This is a genomic window from Phenylobacterium sp. (assembly GCF_030698145.1).
Lineage (GTDB): Bacteria > Pseudomonadota > Alphaproteobacteria > Caulobacterales > Caulobacteraceae > Phenylobacterium.
The window spans coordinates 12,085-30,764 of sequence record NZ_JAUYNW010000106.1; the positions used below are offsets into that span (position 1 = coordinate 12,085).

The window sequence follows — 18,680 nt, forward strand, 5'->3', positions numbered from 1 at the left end:
ACGCGGGCATCGCTGCGCTCCACGTCAGGCCTGCGACCCTGAGGAGTGTCCGTGACCGACATCCCAACCCTGTACGACTGGGCCGGCGGCGCGCCGGCCCTGCTGGCGCTCACCACCGCCTTCTACGCCAAGGTTCCCGACGATCCCGTCCTGGCGCCGATCTTCGCCCATATGGACGCCGGGCATCCGCAGCATGTGGCGGCCTTCGTCGGCGAGGTGCTGGGCGGGCCCAAGGCCTACACCGCCTCGGGCGGCAGCCATGCGGGCATGATCGGCCACCACTTGGGCCGCCATCTGACAGAGACCCAGCGCAAGCGCTGGGTCGGGCTGATGCTGGAGACCGCCGACGCGGTCGGCCTGCCCGACGATCCGGAGTTCCGCGCCGCCTTCGTGGGCTATCTCGAATGGGGCACCCGGCTGGCGGTGATCAACTCCACCGACGGGGTCGAGGCGCCTGCCGACAACCCGCCCATGCCGATCTGGAACTGGGGTCCGCCCGGCGGCCCGTTCATCAGCGGCTGAACACCCCGACCAGCTCGATGTGCGGCGACCAGAGGAACTGGTCGACCGGCATCAGGCGATCCAGGCTGAAGCCGGCGTCGATCAGGATCCGCGCGTCCCGAGCGAAGGTGGCTGGGTTGCAGGACACCGCGACGGCGCGGGCGACCTTGGAGCGGGCGATCTCCGCCGACTGTTCGGAGGCCCCGGCCCGCGGCGGGTCGAACACCACCGTGTCGATGCGCTTCAGCTCCTCGGCCAGGACCGGGCGGCGGGCGAGGTCGCGGTGTTCGCCGACGATCCCCCGCGTCCCGGGCGCGGTCGAGGCCGCCGCGTTGAGCGCATGGATGGCAGGGCCCGACGAGTCGCAGGCCAGGACCGGCGCGACCCCGGCCAGGCGGAAGGTGAAAGTCCCCACCCCGCAATAGAGGTCGGCGATCTTGTCGGCTCCGGCGCAGGCCTCGACCGCCAGGGCGGCCATGGCGGCCTCGGCGGCGGGCACGGCCTGCAGGAAGGCGCCGGCCGGCAGGGCGACGGTGGCCGGACCCAGGCGCACCATGGGCTGGCGGGCCAGGTAGGCGGGCTCCCCGTCCAGGGTGACGCGGGCGAAATCGCCCCGGGCGGCGATCTCGGCCAGGCGCATGCGGGCGTCAGCCGACAGGCCGCCGCTCTTGCGCTCCACGCCGGTGATGTCGACGTCGATCCCGGTGGCCGTGAGGGTGACGTGCAGGGTCGGCGCGGACTTGTGATGCTCGAACAGCGGCGCGGCCAGGGCCCGCAGGGCCGGCAGGGCGGCCTGCAGCGCCGGATCGGCGATGGGACAGGTCTCGACCTCCACCACGTCCCAGGACTTGCGGGCTTTGAAGCCCAGGCGCGCGGCGGCGCGGCCGCCGGGACGGGCGTGCAGGGCCAGGCGACGGCGGCTGGCCGGGGCGGCGGCGAAGGCGGGCAGGAACTCGGTCTCGATCCGCTCGCGCGCCAAGGTGCGGCGCAGGCGATCGACCTTCCAGGCCAGATAGGCGCCGTGTTCCCAGTGCTGCAGGGCGCAGCCGCCGCAGACGCCGAAATGGGGGCACGGCGGCGTCACGCGCTCGCCGCTCGCCTCAAGGATCGCCTCGACGTCGCGCCGCTCGCCGCCGGGAGCCAGGCGCACCCGTTCGCCGGGCAGGGTGAAGGGCGCATAGACCGGCCCCGCCGCAATGCCGTCCCCTTCCCCGCCTATGCTTTCGATCACCACTTCGAGCGCCGGGCCGGCTGGCGCTTCGGACGGGGGCCGTCTCTGGGGGCGACCTTGGGACGGTCGCCGGGAACTTCGCATGCTCTAGCTCGTTTCAACAGTCTTGCGTTTCAGCCCATGTGGGCCAAGGCGCGGCGTCAAATGAACGAAGATGAACGACGTACTCAAGCCGCGTTCAGGTTCGCTCACCCATCCTCTCTACCGCAGGCGAGGCCATGGCGTCGCCTCACCCAATTCTGGAGACAGTCGATGAATCGCGTTCTCGCCCTCACCGCAGCCGCCGCCATCGCGGCCTCCACCCTCGTGATCCCGACCTTCGCCGCCGCCCAGTCCTACGGCTCGGGCGATCCCTGCCGTACCGAACAGCGCCGCCAAGCCAACCAGGGCACGGTGGTGGGCGGTGTGATGGGCGCGGTCGTCGGCGGCAGCGTGGCGGGCCGCGGCGCCAAGACCGAAGGCGCCGTGCTGGGCGGCCTGGTCGGCGCCGTCGCCGGTCACGAGATCGCCAAGCGCAACGTCAAGTGTGGCTCCTATCCCAAGCGCGTGCAGCGCAGCACCTACCAGCGCAACAACTGCCGTTGGGTGCAGGAGCACTACAACGGCCGCAACCACAGCTTCGAAGTCTGCCGTGGGCGCGACGGCGTCTGGCGGCCCAGCGGCCGCGCCTAGCATCGGCCGCTGGTCCTGAGAACTTGACCCTTTTCCGGCGGAGCGATGTCCGCCGCATCGGAAAAGGGTCGGCATCATCGAGAATCAAAGAGGGATGAACCCATGAGCTTCCGCACCAAATTCGCCAAGAGCACCCTGGCCGGCGTCGCCGGCGTGATGGCCCTCTCGGCCGCCGTCACCGTCCCGACCTTCGCCGCCGCGCAATCGGCCGGCTATTACGACCAGCGCGAGGGCGGCTATTACGACCCCTGCCGCCGGTCCTCGACCAATCGCGGGACCACCGGCGCCCTGATCGGCGGCGCGCTGGGCGCGGTGATCGGCTCCAACGCCGCGGCCCGTAATGCGCGGACCGAAGGCGCGCTGCTGGGCGGCGCGCTCGGGGCCATGGGCGGCGCGGCCGTGGGCAAGAACTCGGCGGCCTGCAACAGCTACCGCGATCCCCGCTCGACCTATTACGACAATGGCTCGCGCTACGGCGAGACCCGCCGCGACAACGGCTATTACGCCGGCGCCTATGACCGCGACCGCGGCTATGACGACGACCGCTATGCTTATGACAGCCGCGGCACGGCCTACGGCGTCGCCGACCGCGAAGGGGCCGACGGCTGCAGCCTGGCCGAGAGCCCGATCTATCTGCCGGACGGCCGCGTGCAGAAGCGTTTCGTCCGCGTCTGCCAGGACGCCTCGGGCAACTATCAAGTCGTCGACTAGTACCGGCGATTGAGCGTGGGAGAGCCGTCGGCCTAGCGGCCGGCGGCTTTTTTCATGGCCCAGGCTTCTTCAGGGCCCAGAGCAGGTACTCTCGATTGCCGTCGCCGCCGGCGATGGGGCTGTCGGCGCTGGCCTGGACGGCCCAGCCGGAGGCTTCCAGGAAGGCTGCGACCTCGGCCAGGGCCTTGGCGCGCACGGCCTCATCCTTGACCACGCCGCCCTTCCCCACCCCCTTGGGCCCCGCCTCGAACTGCGGCTTGACCAGGGCGACCAGATCCGCGCCCGGCCTCGCCAGGCTCAGAGCCGCCGGCAGGGCCTTGGCCAGGCCGATGAAGCTGACATCGGTGACGATCAGGTCCGGCGGCGTCGGGATCAGCTCCGAGGTCAGCGACCGCGCATCGACGCCCTCGAGCGCGACAACGCGCGCCTCCGCCGCGAGGCTGGGGTGGAGCTGGCCGCGGCCCACATCGACGGCGAAGACACTGGCGGCGCCCCGCTCCAGGCAGACCTGCGTGAACCCGCCGGTTGAGGACCCCACGTCCAGGACCGTGCGGCCGGCGGTCAGGACAGGCCACAGGTCCAGCGCGTGGACCAGCTTCAGCGCCCCGCGTCCCACATAGGGATGGGCGGCGACGGCGACGATCTCGGCGTCTTCGTCCACCGGCTCGGACGCCTTGGCCAGCGTCCGGCCGCCGACCGTGACCCCGCCGGCCTCGATGGCGGCGCGGGCCTTAGCGCGGCTGTCGAACACGCCGCGCTCAACCAGCAGGACGTCGGCGCGCTTGCGGGGCATCAGGCCTGGGCCTGCTCCTCCTCGAACAGCTTCTTGAGCTCGTTCTTGAGGATCTTGCCGTTGGCGTTGCGCGGCAGGGTCTCATGCCAGAACCGGACCTTCACCGGCACCTTGAACGCGGCCAGGTGCTCGGCCACGTGAGCGCGCAGTTCGTCCTCGGTGGCCGAGGCGCCGGGCTTCAGCGTCACCACCGCGCCGGGCTCTTCGCCGAGCGTCCGGTGCACGATGCCGACAACCGCCGCGTCCATCACCGCGGGGTGGTCATAGAGGACGTTCTCGACCTCGATGCAGTAGATGTTCTCGCCACCGCGGATCAGCATGTCCTTGGCCCGGTCGATGATGAAGCAGAAACCCTCCTCGTCCACCCGCGCCAGGTCGCCGGTGCGCACCCAGCCGTCGACGAAGGTCTGGGCCGTGGCTTCGGGCTTGTTCCAGTAGAGCTTCACCACCTGCGGCCCGCGGGCCCATAGCTCGCCCACCTGGTTGGGGGCGAGCACCGTCTTGCCGTCTGCGGCGTCGCGGATCTCCAGGTCGGAGACCGGCACGGCGGGGCCGCAGCTGTCGGGGCGGTTGGCGTAGTCCTCCGCGCCGTGGGTGGTCACGGTGGCGCAGGTCTCGGTCATGCCCCAGCCGTTGCCGGGCGCGGACTTGGGGAAGGTCTCCTTGATCTTGCGCACCAGTTCCGGAGCGGAGGGCGCGCCGCCATAGGCGACGGATTCCAGGGACGAGAGATCGTAATTGACCCGGGCCGGATGCTCGATGAGTTGCCAGGCGATGGTGGGTACGCCGCCGGCCGACTGGACCTTCTCGCGCTCGATCAGCTCGAAGGCGCGAATGACGTCCCACTTGTGCATCATCACCAGCTTGGCGCCGGCGGCGAGCGACGGGTTCAGCACCGCAAAGCAGCCGGTGACGTGGAAGAACGGCACCGAGATCAGCGAGGAGCGCTGCGGGCCGTTGGGATCGGGCTGGGGTGGCGCCTCGCCGCGGCGCAGGAAGGCCCGCGCGCCGGCCACGGCCGCGGCCATGATGTTGGAATTGACCGCCCGCTGGGTGGCGAGCGCGCCCTTCGGCTTACCCGTCGTGCCGGAGGTGTAGAAGATGGTGGCGTCGTCCTCGGGGCCGATCTCGACGCTAGGCAACGGCTGGTCGGGCAGGCTCCCCCAGTCGTTGGTGGCGCCGATCACGCTCTCCAACTGGGTCACCAGCGGATGGGCGATCTCCTCCCGGTCGCGGCTGACATAGACGTGCTTGAGGTCGTGGCAGTTGGGCAGGTGCTCGGTCATGCGCTCGTAGCGCTCGGCGTCGACGATCAGGACCTTGGTCCCGGAGTCGGTCAGGCCGTATTCCAGCTCAGGGCCGGTCCACCAGGCGTTCAGCGGGGTGACGATCGCGCCCAGGCTGGCGGCGGCATAGAAGACCACCGGCCATTCCGGAAGATTTCGCATGACCACGGCCACGCGGTCGCCCTTGCCGACGCCGTCGGCCGACAGGCGCGCGGCGAAGGCGGCCACGGCGCGATAGAAGCCCTCGAAGGTGACGCGCTCGTCCTCATAGACCAGGAACACCCGGTCCCCGTGGGCGCGGCCCAGCTCGACGATGGAGCGGATGGATGGCGGCAGGTTCTTCCAGGTGCGGGTCGGGACGCCCCGGATATCGACCGTCTCGACCTCGGCGGGCGAGCCCGGCGCGGTGATCATCGCGTGGGCCTGGGCGATGGACATGGCGGGCCAGCCGGCCGGCAGCGCAGCCTCGGTCATGGGACGTTCCTCCTGATACTCGCGCGGGATTCACCGCCCGCGTCGTCTCAGGTGAACTGGCATAACCTAGCGTCAGGTGCAAACACCTGTTTGAACCATTTCCCTCCTCCTTGTGGGGAGGGATGAAGATCAGACGGCGGCTTCCAGCCTCGACAGCGCGCTTTCCAGCTTGGCCTTGGCGGCTTCGGATTCAGCGAGACGCTCGCGGTTCTCCTCGACCACCTCTTCCTTGGCGTTCGCCACGAAGGCCGGATTGCCCAGCTTCTTGTTCACGTGGGCGATGTCGGAGGCGTGGGTGGCGATCTCCTTGGCCAGACGCGCGCGCTCGGCGGCCAGGTCGATGAACTCGGCGACCGGCAGGGCCAACGTGGCCCCATCCACGACGAACGGGATCGCGCCTTCTGGGATCGCGGCCTCGAAGCGGACCTCGGAGACGCGAAGGGTCTGGCCGATCACCGAGGCGTTGGTCGTAAACACCTTGCGCTGGGCGTCGGTCGCCTCGACCACCAGCAGGGCGGGCTTGGCGCCGGGCGGCACGTTGAGCTCGGCGCGGACCGAGCGGCCCTCGCTGACGGCGGCGATGACCAGGCCGATCTCGGCGTCGGCGGCGGCGTCGATCAGGCTGGACGGCAGCACCGGCCACTGGGCGGTGATCAGCATGCCCTGGGCGCGCGGGGCGCCCAGGTCGGCGGTCTGGTTCCAGAGCTCCTCGGTGATGTAGGGCATGACCGGGTGCAGCAGCTTCAGGATCACGTCCAGCACCCAGGCGGCGGTGGCCTGGGTCTCGGCCTTGGCCGCCTCGTCGGCGCCGTTCAGCAGCGGTTTGGCGAGCTCGACGTACCAGTCGCAATAGGTGTTCCAGATGAACCGGTAGAGACCGTTGGTGGCCTCGTCGAACCCGCAGCCCTCCAGGGCCGCGGTCACCGTCTGGGCCGCGCGGGCGGTCTCGCCGACGATCCAGCGGTTGAGCACGCCTTCGACCTTGGCCGGGTCGAACCCCTCGGCGCGGGCGCAGCCGTTCATCTGGGTGAAGCGGGTGGCGTTCCACAGCTTCGTCCCGAAATTGCGATAACCTTCAATGCGCTGGGTCGAAAGCTTGATGTCGCGCGCCTGGCCCGACATGGCCGTCAGGGTGAAGCGCAGGGCGTCGGCGCCGTACTGGTCGACCAGTTCCAGCGGGTCCATGACATTGCCCTTGGACTTGGACATCTTCGCGCCCTTGGCGTCGCGCACCAGGGCGTTGAAGAACACCCGCTTGAACGGGACCTCGCCGGTGAAGTGGATGCCCAGCATCATCATCCGGGCAACCCAGTAAAAGATGATGTCGAAGCCGGTCACCAGGGTGTGGGTCGGGTAGAACCGCTCAAGGTCGGCGGTCTTGTCGGGCCAGCCCAGGGTGGAGAACGGCCACAGGCCCGAGGAGAACCAGGTGTCGAGGACGTCCTCGTCCTGGCGTAGGGGTTCGTCGTGGCCGTAGTGCTCGCGGGCGGCGGCCTTGGCGGCCTCTTCCGTCTCCTCGACGAAGATCTTGCCGTCGGGACCGTACCAGGCCGGGATGCGGTGACCCCACCAGAGCTGGCGCGACACGCACCAGGGCTCGATGTTCCGCATCCACTCGAAGTAGGTCTTCTCCCAGTTCTTGGGCTCGAGGACCGTGCGCCCCTCCTCCACCGCCTTGATAGCTGGCTGGGCCAGGGTCTTGGCGTCGACGTACCACTGGTCGGTCAGGTAGGGCTCGATGACCACACCCGAGCGGTCGCCGTGGGGGACGGCATGGCGGGTCTTCTCGATCTCGCGCAGCAGGCCGAGCGCCTCGAACTCGGCCACCACCTTCTTGCGGGCGGCGAAGCGGTCCAGGCCCTGATATTCCTTGGGCGCGTTCTCGTTCAGCCGCGCCTGGGGGTCGAAGATGTTGATCAGCGGCAGGTTGTTGCGCTTGCCGACCTGATAGTCGTTGAAGTCGTGGGCGGGCGTGATCTTCACCGCGCCGGACCCCTTTTCGGGATCGGCGTAGTCGTCGGCGATGATCGGCACGGGCCGGTTGACGATGGGCAGGCGCACGGCGCGGCCGATCAGATGGGTGTAGCGCGGGTCCTTGGCGTTCACCGCCACGGCGGTGTCGCCCAGCATGGTCTCGGGCCGGGTGGTGGCGACCACGATCTCGCCGGAGCCGTCCTCCAGCGGATAGGCGAAGTGGTAATAGGCGCCGTCGACCTCGCGCTGCTCGACCTCAATGTCGGAGATGGCGGTCTGGAACTGGGGATCCCAGTTCACCAGCCGCTTGTCGCGATAGATCAGCTTCTGCTTGTAGAGGGTGACGAACACCTTGCGCACGGCGGCCGAGAGGCCCTCGTCCAGGGTGAAGCGCTCGCGGCTCCAGTCGCAGGAGGCGCCCAGCCGGCGGAGCTGGTTGGTGATGGTCCCACCACTCTCGGCCTTCCATTCCCAGACCTTGGCGATGAAGTCCTCGCGGCCCATGTCGCGGCGGCTCTGGTTGCCGGCGGCGGCGAGCTGGCGCTCCACCACCATCTGGGTGGCGATGCCGGCGTGGTCGGTCCCGGGCAGCCAAAGGGCCGCCTTGCCGCGCATGCGCTCGAAGCGGGTCAACACGTCCTGCAGGGTGTTGTTCAGCGCGTGCCCGATGTGCAGCGAGCCCGTCACATTGGGCGGCGGAATCACGATCGAGAACGGCTCGGCGGCAGGGTCCGAGGTCGGCGCGAACGCGCCCGAGGATTCCCAGGCGGCGTAGAGGCGCGGCTCGGCGGTTTTGGGATCGAAGTTTTTTTCAAGCATTTCGCTGCGGTGCTTACATTCTCGCTCCGGCCAGCGGAAGCGGGATGACGCAAAACGCCCCTCCCCGGTTCACGGGAAGGGGCGGAATGGGTCGAACGGCTCGAATTGAGCGGGTTCGGAACGGCCTATCGGCGGCGGGCGATGCGCTCGACTTCCTGGTCCACCGTCGCCTGGACGATCTGGGGCAGGTTGTCGTCGAGCCATTGCTTGAGCATGGGCCGCAACAGTTCGCGCACCACATCTTCCAGGGTGCGGCCCTCGGCCGGCATCTGGATCGACTTGGAGAGCTTGCCGAAGGCCGAGGCCGCGGCGGCCGCGGCGATGTCGCCCACCAGGCCTTCGCCCGGCGGCACCGGCGGCGGCTCATAGGAGGATTCCGGCTCGGGCTCCGGCTCATAGGCGGCCATCGGCTCGGGTTCCGGTTCGGCGGCGCCGGGGGTGTAGACGTCGAGATCGCCGACGCTGTCGACCTTCTCGGTCAGCTCCAGAACGCCGTCGTCTTCCGGCTCGGGCTCAGGCTCGGGTTCCGGGAGGGCGATCTCCGGCTCGGCGGCGGCTTCCGGCTCTTCGTCCTCGGCCGGCGCAGCCCCATCGGCAGGTGCGTCATCCTCGGAGATGATGCGCCGGATGGAGGCCAGGATCTCCTCCATCGTCGGTTCTTGCGAAGTCGTGTCGGACATATGCTGGGCCGTCGCTGGAGCGATGAAAGAATCCGTATGCGTCACGGTAGGCGCGTGCGTGCGATCCTGCAATTTCCGCCAAGCTTCGCAAGCGGGTATTCGCCTGTCAGGCGAAGTCTTGCGTCGAATGGCCGCCTACTACGGGGCGACCGGAGCGGCTTCTGTCGGCTTTTCGACGGTCTTGGGCGTCAGCACGCCGTCGACGATGGCGATCGGCTCCTCCCAAGGCACCCAGCCCCAGGTGAAGCGCAGCTTGGAGAAGTTGTTCTTCGGGTCGTAGCGGGTGACGGCCGGGGTGAGGTTCGGCGCCTCCAGCCGGCCCATCTGGGCCAGGACGTTAGTGGCGGCGACGTACTCGTCGCGGCGCGCGCTGACCTGGGCCAGTTCGGCGCCGCGCAGTTCCTGCTCGGCGTTCAGCACGTCCAGTGTGGTGCGCAGACCGACCTGCTGCTCCTGGCGGGTGCCTTCGGCGGCGATGCGCGCGGCGCGCACCTGCTCGTCGGTCGAGCCGATATTGGCGCGCGCGGCGATGAGCTGGCTCCAGGACTGGGTCAGACCCTGCAGCACGGTGCGCCGCGCGGTCTCGACCCCGATCCGGTCGGCGTTGTTGCGCTCGATCTGGGCGCGGACGCGCGAATTGGTCAGGCCGCCGGTGAACAGCGGAATGGTGAGCACCGCCGAACCCTGGATGTTGCGGGCGTACTCCTCGGTCTCCAGCGGATCGGCCTGGCCGTTCCAGCCCAGCGAGCCGCGCAGGGCCAGGCTGGGCATGCGTTCGGCGCGGGCGCCGGCGAGACGGGCGCGGCTCGCCTGCTCGGTGTATTCGGCGCCGCGGATCTGCGGGCTGGTGGTCTCGGCCACGTCGAAGGCCTGGGCCACGTCGGCGGGCAGCAAGGTCGCCAGGGACGGCTCGGGGGCCAGGTCGCCGGGGTTCTGGCCGACCACGGCGGCGTAGTTGGCGCGGCTGATGGCGAGCTGGGCCTGGGCCTGGGAGAGCTGGGCCTGGGCCGCGGCGAGACGCGCCTCGGACTGGGCGACGTCGGTGCGGGTGATTTCGCCCACGTCGAAGCGGGCCTTGGATTCGTCGAGCTGCCGGTTGAGGACGCGGACATTCTCCTGGCGGATGCGCAGGGCCTCGATGTCGCGGCGGTTGTCCACATAAGCGGTGATGACATTGGCCAGCACCTGGGCCTCGACCCGGCGCAGGTTCTCACGCCCGGTCAGGATGTCGGCATGGGCCGCCGAGGTCGCCGCGGCGACCCGACCCCCGGTGTAGAGCGGCTGGGTCAGGTTGAAGCCGGCCGAGCCGGCGTTGCCCTCACGGATGCCCGCGGTGGTGATGTTGTCGGGAACGCCGTTGTTGTCGCGGTCGATGACCGGGGTGCGCAATTCCTCGTAGGTCCCCGAAACCGAGGCCGAGAGCGTTGGGCGGTAGCCGGAGCGGGCCTGCACATAGCTTTCGTCCAGCGCCCGCTGCGTGGCGCGCTGCGCCTGCAGGGTGGGATTGGAGTCGTAGGCGAGCGCGATGGCCTCAGCCAAGGTTTCGGCGGCGGCCGGGGCCGCGCAGGCAAGGCCCGCGCTGCAGACCGCGGCCAGCAAGGCTCCGCGACGACTATTGAACATGCATATCCCCGAAACGGCGTAGTGAGACCGCGCCCTATATGACCGGCGAAACCCTCGCGGACTAGAGGCCGCTACCTTAAGCTTTTTTCACGCCAAGGTTTCCGAGGTGTTTCACTGGACCCTAGAAGGCGAAACTCTGTGTCGGTTCAAAGCCTTCCAGAATCGGCGCCATGGCGTCGAACAGGGTGCGGCGGCCCACGCCGTCGTCGGCGCGCACGTACAAGGCGGCCTTTGCGGTGACATTTTCGCGCTCGATCACGCCCAGGCGGCCGCCCAGGGCGAGCGCGTCGGTCCAGGCCTGCGGCGCCTTGGTCACCGCGCCCTCGACCACGACGACGTCGTAATTGGCGCCCAGCACGGCGGTCAGGTCGCTCTCGTCGAGACGTTCGACGGTCAGGCCCATGGCCTCCAGCACGGCGGCGGCGTAGGGGGCGGCGATGGCCAGGGCCCGCTCGCCGGCCTTGGGCTTGATCGCCTGCAGCAGCTTGGAGACCTCGCGCGGCCGAAGCAGATAGCGGCCCGGCGCATATTCCAGGTCGGCGTCGGCATAGGCCTGGAAGGCCTTGGACGGCGCGAAATCCTCGCGGGGGATGACGCGCATGGCGTCATGGATCCGCACGTCGGTGACATCGTTGGTGCGAACCTGGCTCTCGACCATGTTCAGCCGTGCGGCGGCGAAATCTGCGGCCATGGGTCCTCGGACGATTCCTGGCGGGTTGAGCTCGAAGTGCGCTTATAGGTCCGCCCCCTCGGCGAAGGCAATGCGACCGCTACGCCGTGTCGCGCTTAACCCGAACGCAATGCGGATGCGGCAGAGATTGCCCCCGGCGGGACGTTCTGTTAGCGATCCGCCCTCTCCGGCGAACAACCGGCGGCGGCCTGATGGCGGAGTGGTTACGCAGCGGACTGCAAATCCGTGCACCCCGGTTCGATTCCGGGTCAGGCCTCCAAATTTCCCCGATGACCAATGGCGCCCAAGCGAGCGCTTTCCGCCCGACCGGGGCCCCTCGACTTGCGGAAATCCTAATTCGTCATAACCCGTCTCCGGCCTCCGGAACCCGTCGCGCCGCCGCGATTTCAACCCAGGCAGTTGGCTGATCTCACCCCGCGAGATGGCCATTTCACCGACGCCCAGGCCCCCCGGCCGGCGCCAGGTGAGAGGCGCAGGCCCGCGTCTAACCCTCGTCCAAGGCCGCGCCTTCGAGAAACCCCGCCGGTTCCCCCCGGCGGGGTTTTTCAACCCTGGCCCTCCACGGATTCGGCCCTTTCCAGGTCGCTATCGTTCGCGCCGACCGGCTCAGGGCGTTTCATCTGTGGCTGGGCGCGGCCCTGCTGGCCGACGTAAAGGCCATGGTCGACGCCAGGAAGGCGCAGCGGCCGGCGGCCAGGTCGTCACGGCGTCACGGCGTCAGCCGGTCTGCGGTCGAGCGGGATCAAAGCCGCTCGCCGACGGTTGTACTGGAGGCGAATCGCCTGGGAGCAGCCCGATGCAAAATCCGACGACCGAAGCCGACCCTGCCGCCATCGTCGCCAGCAAGACGCTCCAGGAAGGTTTCGAGCTCTGGAAATGCGGCTGCGACATCTGGCTGGACTATCTCGCCGGGCTGCCCGGCGTGCGCACGCCGGGCGATCTGGTCGACGCCAACGCCCGGCTGCTGGTCCACAGCCTGAACATCTACGGCTTGGCGACCGGCGGACTGCTCACCGACGCGGGCCTGAAGGCGCCCATCCTGAACGACGGCTAGACCCTTTCCGGGTCAGATGGAATCATCTGACCGGATGAAAAGGGTCTAACTTCAAAAGTTTAGAGCGTGACGGCCGCCTGAACCGGTATCCACTTCAGGCTGTCACGCTCTAGTGCGCCAGGATTCCCGCCTTGGGCGTCTCGCGCTTGAGGCCGCGCAGGACCTTGACCTGGGCCGGCGTCACCGGCTTGCCGGCGTTGCCCCAGGCGGCGCGGACATAGGTCAGGACGGCGGCGATATCGGCGTCGGTGAGGTCGTTCTGGAAGGACGGCATGCCGCCGCGGCCGTGCAGCACCCGGCCGATGGGCTCCTTGGGATCGCCCTGGACGAACTTGCTCTTGGCCAGCGTCGGGAAGGCGCCGGGAATCCCGGCGCCGTTGGGCCGGTGGCAGGCGGCGCAGGCCTCCTGATAGAGCCGTTGGCCGTCGACGGCGGCGGCGGGCTGGGCGCAAAGGCCTGCGAGGGCGAGCGCCAGCGCCAGTGTTCTACGCATGGTCACCACCGCCTCAGGCCGCATGAACGCGGGCGTGCAGCTTGGCGATCTGCTGCCAGGCGCTCTCGATCCCGCCGGCCTGCCAGCCGGTCAGGTAGCTCATGTGCTCGCCGGCCAGATAGACCCGGCCGTCGGGCTCGCAGAGGATCGGATAGGCGCTGGCGCGGGCCTCCTCACTCCATTCGGCCCAGCCGCCCAGGCTGTGCTCGATCAGGTGCCAGGAGGCCGAGAACGCGCTCTCGATGTTGTCGGAATAGCCCGGGAAGACCCTGTCGCCGGCCCGGCCCGCCAAGGCGCGGCGTTCGGCCGGCGACAGGGCGCTGACCTTCGCGGCCGTAGCCCCGAAGTTGTAGTAGCCGAGCAGAACGCCCTTCTTCCCTTGGAAGCCCGTGGACGGCAGGGTCATGGTCTGGATCTCGGGGTCGTCGAAATAGACGTGGCCGCCATAGATGTGGTGGTCCTCTTCCCAGAACCGCCGCTTCATCTGCAGGCCGATCTTGCCGACCAGGGCGTAGGACACCGCCCCGATCGCCTCCTTGAACGGCTTGGAGACCTGCACGTCCAACTGGCGCAGCACCGAGAGCGGGATGGTGCAGACGCAGTAGTCGGCCTTCAGGGTCCCGGTTTTCCCGTCGCCGTCGACGAAGGTGATCTCCACGCCCTTGGGGCCCTGCTTCAGGCTCTTCACCTGGGTGGAATAGCGAATCAGCTGGCCGATGGCGGCCTCGAAGCCCTTGGCGATGCGGTCCATGCCGCCCGCCGGCTGGAACATGGTCCTCTGCTGCTCGTAGTTGCTGACCGAGGCCAGGGTGCGCCAGGCGCCGGACTGCAGCACGTCGGTGAAGCGGTTGGGGGTGGACGGCTTGCCCGGCCCCGGGTTCATCAGAGCGCCCGGCGGGATGTCGAACCCGCGCCCCTCGGCCCCGCGATAGGCCAGGTCCGGGGTCAGGTAGCCCTCATGGGCCAGATAGGCGACGAACCGCTCGCGGTCCTCGGCGGTGAGCTGGCCGTCCAGCGCGCCCTGCTTGATGGACTTGGCGAGGATCTCGGCGGCCCCGCCGCGGATGTCGGCGGCCACCTGGCCCTTGCGGATCGGCTTGCCGGCCAGGGGCCCCTTGCCGCGCCCGAACATCACATAGGAGGCGTCGTTGTCGTTGACGAAGATCTCCAACGGAATGTTGAATTCCTTGGTGTAATGCAGGGTCGACTGGTGGTGGTACGGGATCCGCCAAGGCCCGTGATTGATGTAGTTTCCGTCGTCGAAGTCGCACTCCTGGGTCTCGCCGCCGAGCTCGGTCAGCTTGAAGCCCTTGCGCGCTGTCTGGCAGCGGCCGCCGGCGAAGTCGCGGGCCTCGATCACGGTGACGTCGTAGCCGGCCTTGGAAAGCTCATAGGCGGCGGTGAGGCCCGCCACGCCGGCGCCCAGCACCGCGACCTTCTTGCCCCCGCCGCCCGACAGGACCGGCGGCGCGGCCTGGGCCGAGGCGATCCCGAACCCGAGCGCGCTCATACCGGCCAGCAGAAGGCTGGAGCCGCCGACGCTGCTGAGCCCTTCAAGGAAGGCCCGGCGCGAGACGCCCAGCCCGGCGGCTGACAAACCACGATCCATAACATCCCCACCCGTTTTCAATCGGACGCAGGGAGCAGAGGATCACAGCGGGTGGACAATCGCTATTTCATAAGATGAGATTTTGAGCTGTGGAGTGGTCGCCGGGCGCCCAATCGGTAGGCCGCGCCGCCTCCGAATCGCTCCTGGCGCGGGGCCTGTCCGGAACGACGGCCGGCGTGTCAGAGCGCTGTCCGCACCTTGAACAGCTCGGGAAAGAACGAGCCCTCCAGCGCCTTGGCCAGGTAGGCCGCGCCGGCGCTGCCGCCGGTGCCCTGCTTGAAGCCGATGATGCGTTCGACGGTCTTCAGGTGGGCGAAGCGCCATTGCTGGAAGCGGAACTCCAGGTCGACCAGCTTCTCGGCCAGTTCGTAGAGGTCCCAGTAGTGTTCAGGGTCGCGGTAGACGGCGATCCATGCGGCCTCCACGGCGGGGTGCTCGGCGTGGGGCTGGCGAAGGTCGCGTTCCAGCAGTTCGGCCGGCATCTCAAAGCCGCGACGGGCCAGCAGGCGGACGCACTCGTCGTAGAGGCTGGGCGCCGCCAGGGCCTCGCTGAGCAGGGCGTGGACTTCGGTCCCTTCGTGGACGCGCAGCATCGAGGCGTCCTTGGCCCCCAGCAGGAACTCCAGCATCCGGTATTGGAAGGACTGGAAGCCGGAGCTCTGGCCCAGGTGAGGACGCAGCGCGTGGTAGTCGCTGGGGGTCATGGTGCCCAACACATCCCACGACTGGATGAGCTGACCCTGGATGCGGCCCACCCGGGCGATCATCTTGAAGGCCGTGCGCAGGTCGTCGGCGCCGATGTGCTCCCGGGCGGCGGAAAGCTCGTGGATCGAGAGCTTCAGCCACAGCTCCGAGGCCTGGTGGATAATGATGAACAGCAGCTCGTCATGCTCGGACGAGCGCGGCCGCTGAGCCGACAGCAGGGTGTCGAGGCCCAGATAGTCGCCGTAGCTCATCGGCGGGGGGGTATGCAGCTTGTCGCTCATGTCACCGCCGCGATCTCATGGAACCGGGCTTCGCGCCACTGCCCTTTCTCCATGATGTCGGCCAGGATTTCCACCGCGTCCCAGACATCGGCGTAGCCGACATAGAGCGGAGTGAAGCCGAAGCGCAGGACGTCGGGGGCGCGGAAGTCGCCGATCACGCCGCGGGCGATCAGGGCCTGCATGATCGGATAGCCGTGGGGATGGGTGAGCGCCACCTGGCTACCGCGCGCCTTGGCGTCGCGGGAGCAGCCCAGGCCGAACTCCGGGCGGCGGGCCAGGGCTAGGTCCAGAAAGAGGTCGCCCAGCGCCATGGACTTGGCGCGGATATCGGCCATGTCCACGTGATCGAACACGCTGAGCGCCGCCTCCAGCGCCGTCAGGCCCAGGACCGAGGGCGTGCCGCAGAGGCCGCGCAGGACGCCCTTGGCCGGCGCGTAGTCGTCGCCGAAGGCGAAGGGCTGGGCGTGGCCCATCCAACCGGTCAGGGGCGACTGAAATTCCGCCTGCAAGCGCTTGGCGATGAACAGGAAGGCCGGAGCGCCCGGTCCGCCGTTCAGGTACTTGTAGCCACAGCCGACCGCCAAATCGGCGCCGCAGCCATTGAGGTCGACGGCCAGGGCGCCGGCCGAGTGGCTGAGGTCCCAGAGCGCCAGGGCGCCCGCCGCATGGGCCTTGGCGGTCAGGCTCGCCATGTCGTGGATGGCGCCGGTCTTGTAGTGGACGTGGGTCAGCAACAGCAGGGCGACATCGTCGGTCAGCGCCACCGCCAGGGCGTCGGGTGCGACCACTCGCAACTCCACGTCGCCCATCAGGTCGCGCAGGCCCTGCAGGATGTAGAGGTCGGTCGGGAAGTTGCCGGGCTCGGTGACGATGACCTTGCGGCCAGGCCGCAGCTTCAGAGCGCCCGCGGCCAGCTTGAAGATGTTCACCGAAGTCGAGTCCGCGGCGATCACCTCGTCCGCCGCCGCGCCGATCATCGGCGCGATCTTCGCCCCCACCCGCGCGGGCAGGTTGATCCAGTCGGCGGTGTTCCAGCTCTTGATGAGGTCCCTGCCCCACTCGGCCTGGATGGCGACCTCCAGTCGCGGCTTCACGGCGCGCGGCAGGGCGCCCAGGGAATTGCCGTCGAGATAGATCTGGCCCGGGGTCAGGTCGAACAACGCCCGACGCCCAGCCAGGGGATCGGCGCGGTCCAGGGCCTCGCAGTCTGCGCGGTTGAGGCTCATCGGGCGGGTTCGGGGGCGTAGTTGGGCTGGTCGATGGCGATCTGCTCGACGATGTTGGCCTTCAGCGCCGCCAGCAGGCCCGGCGTGTCGCGGTTCATGGCCCCCTCGCGCAGCTTGCCGCAGAGTTCGGCGTTGAGTTCGACCAGGGAGCCTTCATGGCCCAGCAAGCCGGCCAGGCGCGCCGTGGCGGCGGCCTCGGCCTGGGGCCCCAGCGTCAGCTCACGCTTGACCACACTCAGCACATTGGCCGCCACGCGGGCCAGGAAGGCGTCGCGGGGCGGCAGGCCCGGCCGTACGGAATCGATCCAGCGGGCGACGGCCTCCACCAGTTCCTCGGCGCGCGGATGCTCGATCACAGGCCGTTCTCCATGAGGGTCACCAGGTCGATCTCGGTCTCCGAGACGCGCCGCCCGATCATCGGACGTTCAACAGATGACTCGGCGCCGGTGGCGTAGCTCGCATACATCATCAGACACATCACGCCCCATTTGAGCGAGCCCAGGGCCTGCCACTGGAGAACGCGCGAAAGCGGGACCTCGGCCCCGCCGCCGGCCGCGTAGCCGTCCAGCAGGTCGGCGTAATGGCCGAACCCGCCCACCGGCAGCTCAGCCTTCCCGAACCGCCAGGAATTGACGCAGATCCAGGAGAGGTCCTCGGCCGGGTCGCCGAAATGGGAAAGCTCCCAGTCCAGCACCGCAGCGACGCCCAGCTTCGGATCGACGATGAGGTTGCCGTTCCTGAAGTCCCCGTGCAGCAGCACTGGCTCCACCGGCGGGGGGCTGTGCTTCTTCAGGTGCTGGAAGGCCAGCTCCAGGATCGGCCGCTCGGCGCCCGACTGGCGATAGACCGCCTCGTAGCGTTCCAATTCACCCAGGAAGTCGACGGTCTTCAGCGGGGCGTCCGTCTTGGCCGAATGGATCGTGGCCAGGATGGCGCCGCACTGGCGCGCCAGGCTCGGCCGCACGGCCTCGAACTTCGGGTCGGTGACGATCTTGCGGCCCAGGGTTTCGCCGTCGATGCGCCGGGTGATGTGAGCCTCGCCCAGGCCGTCGTCGGGTCCGGCCAGGTGGACCAGCGGCGCGACCGGCGCGCCCGCGCCGTGGGCCGCGACGATCAGGGCCGCCTCCGTGGCCAGCGAGACCGAGCGCGAGGCGTCCTCGTAGATGGGGCCGCCCGGTCGGCGGCGCAGGATCATCTCCTCGCGGCCGCCCGGTCCCTCCACGGCGAAGGCCCAGGTTTCCATGCTCGCGCCGCCCGAAAGGCGCTGCAGGTCCTCGATCCTCTCGCCCCCCTCGGCCAGGCGTGGCGCCAGCCGCGAAAGGCTTGAAAAAATGGTGTCTTCCATGACGCCGGGGAACCTTTGTCGTGATCTAATCCAACGATCTGCAGCGTTCGACACCGGCTTGTAAACGCCCAAAAAGACGTCGGGCCGCATGGGAGGAAACAGACATGGACTTCAGCCTGAGCCCGGAACTTGAAGCTTACCTGGGGGAACTGGACGCCTTCATCGAGGCCAAGATCAAGCCGCTGGAACAGCGGGACGACAACATGAAGTACTTCGACCATCGGCGGGAATATGAGCGCACCGACTGGGACGCCGGGGGCCTGCCGAAGAAGGAATGGGAAGAGCTGCTGGGCAAGGCCCGCAAGCTCGCCGACGAGGCCGGGCACCTCCGCTACGCCTGGCCCACCGAGATGGGCGGCAAGGGCGGCTCGAACCTCGACATGGCGGTGATCCGCGAGCACCTGGCCGCCAAGGGCCTGGGCCTGCACAACGACCTGCAGAACGAGCACTCCATCGTCGGCAACAACCCCTTCATCCTGATGTTCAAGGAGTTCGCCACCAACGCCCAGTAC

General features: G+C 68.8%; 18 protein-coding genes and 1 tRNA gene. 6 read left to right on the forward strand and 13 right to left on the reverse strand.

From position 1 onward, the window contains the following. Positions 1 to 51 precede the first annotated feature (51 nt). Positions 52 to 522: a group II truncated hemoglobin gene (locus Q8Q77_RS16200; protein WP_305584687.1), complete on the forward strand. Its 471-nt coding sequence runs from the start codon at positions 52 to 54 to the stop codon at positions 520 to 522. Here the strand turns inward: Q8Q77_RS16200 and Q8Q77_RS16205 are convergent. After that, positions 512 to 1,735 (reverse strand): class I SAM-dependent RNA methyltransferase, encoded by a 1,224-nt coding sequence (locus Q8Q77_RS16205; protein ID WP_305584688.1) that lies wholly within the window; start codon positions 1,733 to 1,735, stop codon positions 512 to 514. The genes Q8Q77_RS16200 and Q8Q77_RS16205 overlap by 11 nt on opposite strands. Positions 1,736 to 1,984: 249 nt before the next feature. On the opposite strand from Q8Q77_RS16205, the gene Q8Q77_RS16210 reads away from it, so the two are divergent. Both Q8Q77_RS16210 and Q8Q77_RS16215 read left to right on the forward strand, forming a co-directional pair. Then, a complete protein-coding gene (locus Q8Q77_RS16210; RefSeq protein ID WP_305584689.1) occupies positions 1,985 to 2,404 on the forward strand; it encodes a glycine zipper 2TM domain-containing protein in 420 nt (139 codons plus the stop codon). Positions 2,405 to 2,506: 102 nt separating this feature from the next. Beyond that, positions 2,507 to 3,115 (forward strand): glycine zipper 2TM domain-containing protein, encoded by a 609-nt coding sequence (locus tag Q8Q77_RS16215; protein WP_305584690.1) that lies wholly within the window; start codon positions 2,507 to 2,509, stop codon positions 3,113 to 3,115. A gap of 52 nt (positions 3,116 to 3,167) precedes the next feature. Here the strand turns inward: Q8Q77_RS16215 and Q8Q77_RS16220 are convergent, their stop codons facing one another. The 6 genes from Q8Q77_RS16220 to Q8Q77_RS16245 form a co-directional block, all read right to left on the reverse strand. Next, positions 3,168 to 3,908, reverse strand: coding sequence for a TlyA family RNA methyltransferase (locus Q8Q77_RS16220; protein WP_305584691.1), 741 nt, complete (start codon positions 3,906 to 3,908; stop codon positions 3,168 to 3,170). After that, a complete protein-coding gene (locus Q8Q77_RS16225) occupies positions 3,908 to 5,668 on the reverse strand; it encodes a class I adenylate-forming enzyme family protein (protein WP_305584692.1) in 1,761 nt (586 codons plus the stop codon). The genes Q8Q77_RS16220 and Q8Q77_RS16225 overlap by 1 nt, the downstream gene beginning before the upstream one ends. A 129-nt stretch (positions 5,669 to 5,797) precedes the next feature. Next, complete coding sequence (locus tag Q8Q77_RS16230; RefSeq protein WP_305584693.1) at positions 5,798 to 8,461, reverse strand: valine--tRNA ligase; 2,664 nt, start codon at positions 8,459 to 8,461, stop codon at positions 5,798 to 5,800. Positions 8,462 to 8,586: 125 nt separating this feature from the next. Further along, positions 8,587 to 9,141, reverse strand: a complete 555-nt coding sequence (locus tag Q8Q77_RS16235; RefSeq protein WP_305584694.1) for a DUF2497 domain-containing protein — start codon at positions 9,139 to 9,141, stop codon at positions 8,587 to 8,589. A 138-nt stretch (positions 9,142 to 9,279) separates the two neighbouring features. After that, positions 9,280 to 10,764, reverse strand: coding sequence for a TolC family outer membrane protein (locus Q8Q77_RS16240; RefSeq protein ID WP_305584695.1), 1,485 nt, complete (start codon positions 10,762 to 10,764; stop codon positions 9,280 to 9,282). A gap of 121 nt (positions 10,765 to 10,885) precedes the next feature. Beyond that, positions 10,886 to 11,455, reverse strand: a complete 570-nt coding sequence (locus Q8Q77_RS16245; protein WP_305584696.1) for a protein-L-isoaspartate O-methyltransferase — start codon at positions 11,453 to 11,455, stop codon at positions 10,886 to 10,888. 185 nt (positions 11,456 to 11,640) lie between these two features. Here Q8Q77_RS16245 and Q8Q77_RS16250 point away from each other — a divergent pair. Together Q8Q77_RS16250 and Q8Q77_RS16255 are read left to right on the forward strand one after the other, a co-directional pair. Next, positions 11,641 to 11,714 (forward strand) — tRNA-Cys (locus Q8Q77_RS16250). Positions 11,715 to 12,251: 537 nt separating this feature from the next. Next, a complete protein-coding gene (locus tag Q8Q77_RS16255) occupies positions 12,252 to 12,509 on the forward strand; it encodes a hypothetical protein (RefSeq protein ID WP_305584697.1) in 258 nt (85 codons plus the stop codon). A 109-nt stretch (positions 12,510 to 12,618) separates the two neighbouring features. Here Q8Q77_RS16255 and Q8Q77_RS16260 read toward each other — a convergent pair whose 3' ends face one another. The 6 genes from Q8Q77_RS16260 to Q8Q77_RS16285 all read right to left on the reverse strand — a co-directional run bounded on the left by Q8Q77_RS16260 (position 12,619) and on the right by Q8Q77_RS16285 (position 18,168). Then, positions 12,619 to 13,002 (reverse strand): cytochrome c, encoded by a 384-nt coding sequence (locus Q8Q77_RS16260; RefSeq protein ID WP_305584698.1) that lies wholly within the window; start codon positions 13,000 to 13,002, stop codon positions 12,619 to 12,621. 13 nt (positions 13,003 to 13,015) lie between these two features. Then, positions 13,016 to 14,611, reverse strand: a complete 1,596-nt coding sequence (locus tag Q8Q77_RS16265; RefSeq protein WP_305584699.1) for a flavin monoamine oxidase family protein — start codon at positions 14,609 to 14,611, stop codon at positions 13,016 to 13,018. A gap of 179 nt (positions 14,612 to 14,790) precedes the next feature. Further along, positions 14,791 to 15,597, reverse strand: coding sequence for a tryptophan 2,3-dioxygenase (kynA, locus tag Q8Q77_RS16270; protein ID WP_305584700.1), 807 nt, complete (start codon positions 15,595 to 15,597; stop codon positions 14,791 to 14,793). Beyond that, positions 15,594 to 16,823, reverse strand: a complete 1,230-nt coding sequence (kynU, locus tag Q8Q77_RS16275) for a kynureninase (protein ID WP_305584701.1) — start codon at positions 16,821 to 16,823, stop codon at positions 15,594 to 15,596. Before kynU ends, kynA begins: the two co-directional genes overlap by 4 nt. After that, complete coding sequence (locus Q8Q77_RS16280) at positions 16,820 to 17,179, reverse strand: DUF6285 domain-containing protein (protein WP_305584702.1); 360 nt, start codon at positions 17,177 to 17,179, stop codon at positions 16,820 to 16,822. Before Q8Q77_RS16280 ends, kynU begins: the two co-directional genes overlap by 4 nt. Next, a complete protein-coding gene (locus Q8Q77_RS16285) occupies positions 17,176 to 18,168 on the reverse strand; it encodes a phosphotransferase family protein (RefSeq protein ID WP_305584703.1) in 993 nt (330 codons plus the stop codon). The genes Q8Q77_RS16280 and Q8Q77_RS16285 overlap by 4 nt, the downstream gene beginning before the upstream one ends. Before the next feature lie 104 nt (positions 18,169 to 18,272). Between Q8Q77_RS16285 and Q8Q77_RS16290 the strand changes: the two genes are divergently transcribed. Then, a partial coding sequence (locus Q8Q77_RS16290; protein ID WP_305584704.1) for an acyl-CoA dehydrogenase family protein occupies positions 18,273 to 18,680 on the forward strand: 408 nt, incomplete at its 3' end.

Excerpts from the sequence above, each read along its gene's own strand:
- Q8Q77_RS16210 (WP_305584689.1), top strand. The coding sequence starts at position 1,985 with ATGAATCGCGTTCTCGCCCTCACCGCAGCCGCCGCCATCGCGGCCTCC.
- Q8Q77_RS16215 (WP_305584690.1), top strand. The coding sequence starts at position 2,507 with ATGAGCTTCCGCACCAAATTCGCCAAGAGCACCCTGGCCGGCGTCGCC.
- Q8Q77_RS16220 (WP_305584691.1), bottom strand. The coding sequence starts at position 3,908 with ATGCCCCGCAAGCGCGCCGACGTCCTGCTGGTTGAGCGCGGCGTGTTC.
- Q8Q77_RS16225 (WP_305584692.1), bottom strand. The coding sequence starts at position 5,668 with ATGACCGAGGCTGCGCTGCCGGCCGGCTGGCCCGCCATGTCCATCGCC.
- Q8Q77_RS16230 (WP_305584693.1), bottom strand. The coding sequence starts at position 8,461 with ATGCTTGAAAAAAACTTCGATCCCAAAACCGCCGAGCCGCGCCTCTAC.
- Q8Q77_RS16235 (WP_305584694.1), bottom strand. The coding sequence starts at position 9,141 with ATGTCCGACACGACTTCGCAAGAACCGACGATGGAGGAGATCCTGGCC.
- Q8Q77_RS16240 (WP_305584695.1), bottom strand. The coding sequence starts at position 10,764 with ATGTTCAATAGTCGTCGCGGAGCCTTGCTGGCCGCGGTCTGCAGCGCG.
- Q8Q77_RS16245 (WP_305584696.1), bottom strand. The coding sequence starts at position 11,455 with ATGGCCGCAGATTTCGCCGCCGCACGGCTGAACATGGTCGAGAGCCAG.
- Q8Q77_RS16255 (WP_305584697.1), top strand. The coding sequence starts at position 12,252 with ATGCAAAATCCGACGACCGAAGCCGACCCTGCCGCCATCGTCGCCAGC.
- Q8Q77_RS16260 (WP_305584698.1), bottom strand. The coding sequence starts at position 13,002 with ATGCGTAGAACACTGGCGCTGGCGCTCGCCCTCGCAGGCCTTTGCGCC.
- Q8Q77_RS16265 (WP_305584699.1), bottom strand. The coding sequence starts at position 14,611 with ATGGATCGTGGTTTGTCAGCCGCCGGGCTGGGCGTCTCGCGCCGGGCC.
- kynA (WP_305584700.1), bottom strand. The coding sequence starts at position 15,597 with ATGAGCGACAAGCTGCATACCCCCCCGCCGATGAGCTACGGCGACTAT.
- kynU (WP_305584701.1), bottom strand. The coding sequence starts at position 16,823 with ATGAGCCTCAACCGCGCAGACTGCGAGGCCCTGGACCGCGCCGATCCC.
- Q8Q77_RS16285 (WP_305584703.1), bottom strand. The coding sequence starts at position 18,168 with ATGGAAGACACCATTTTTTCAAGCCTTTCGCGGCTGGCGCCACGCCTG.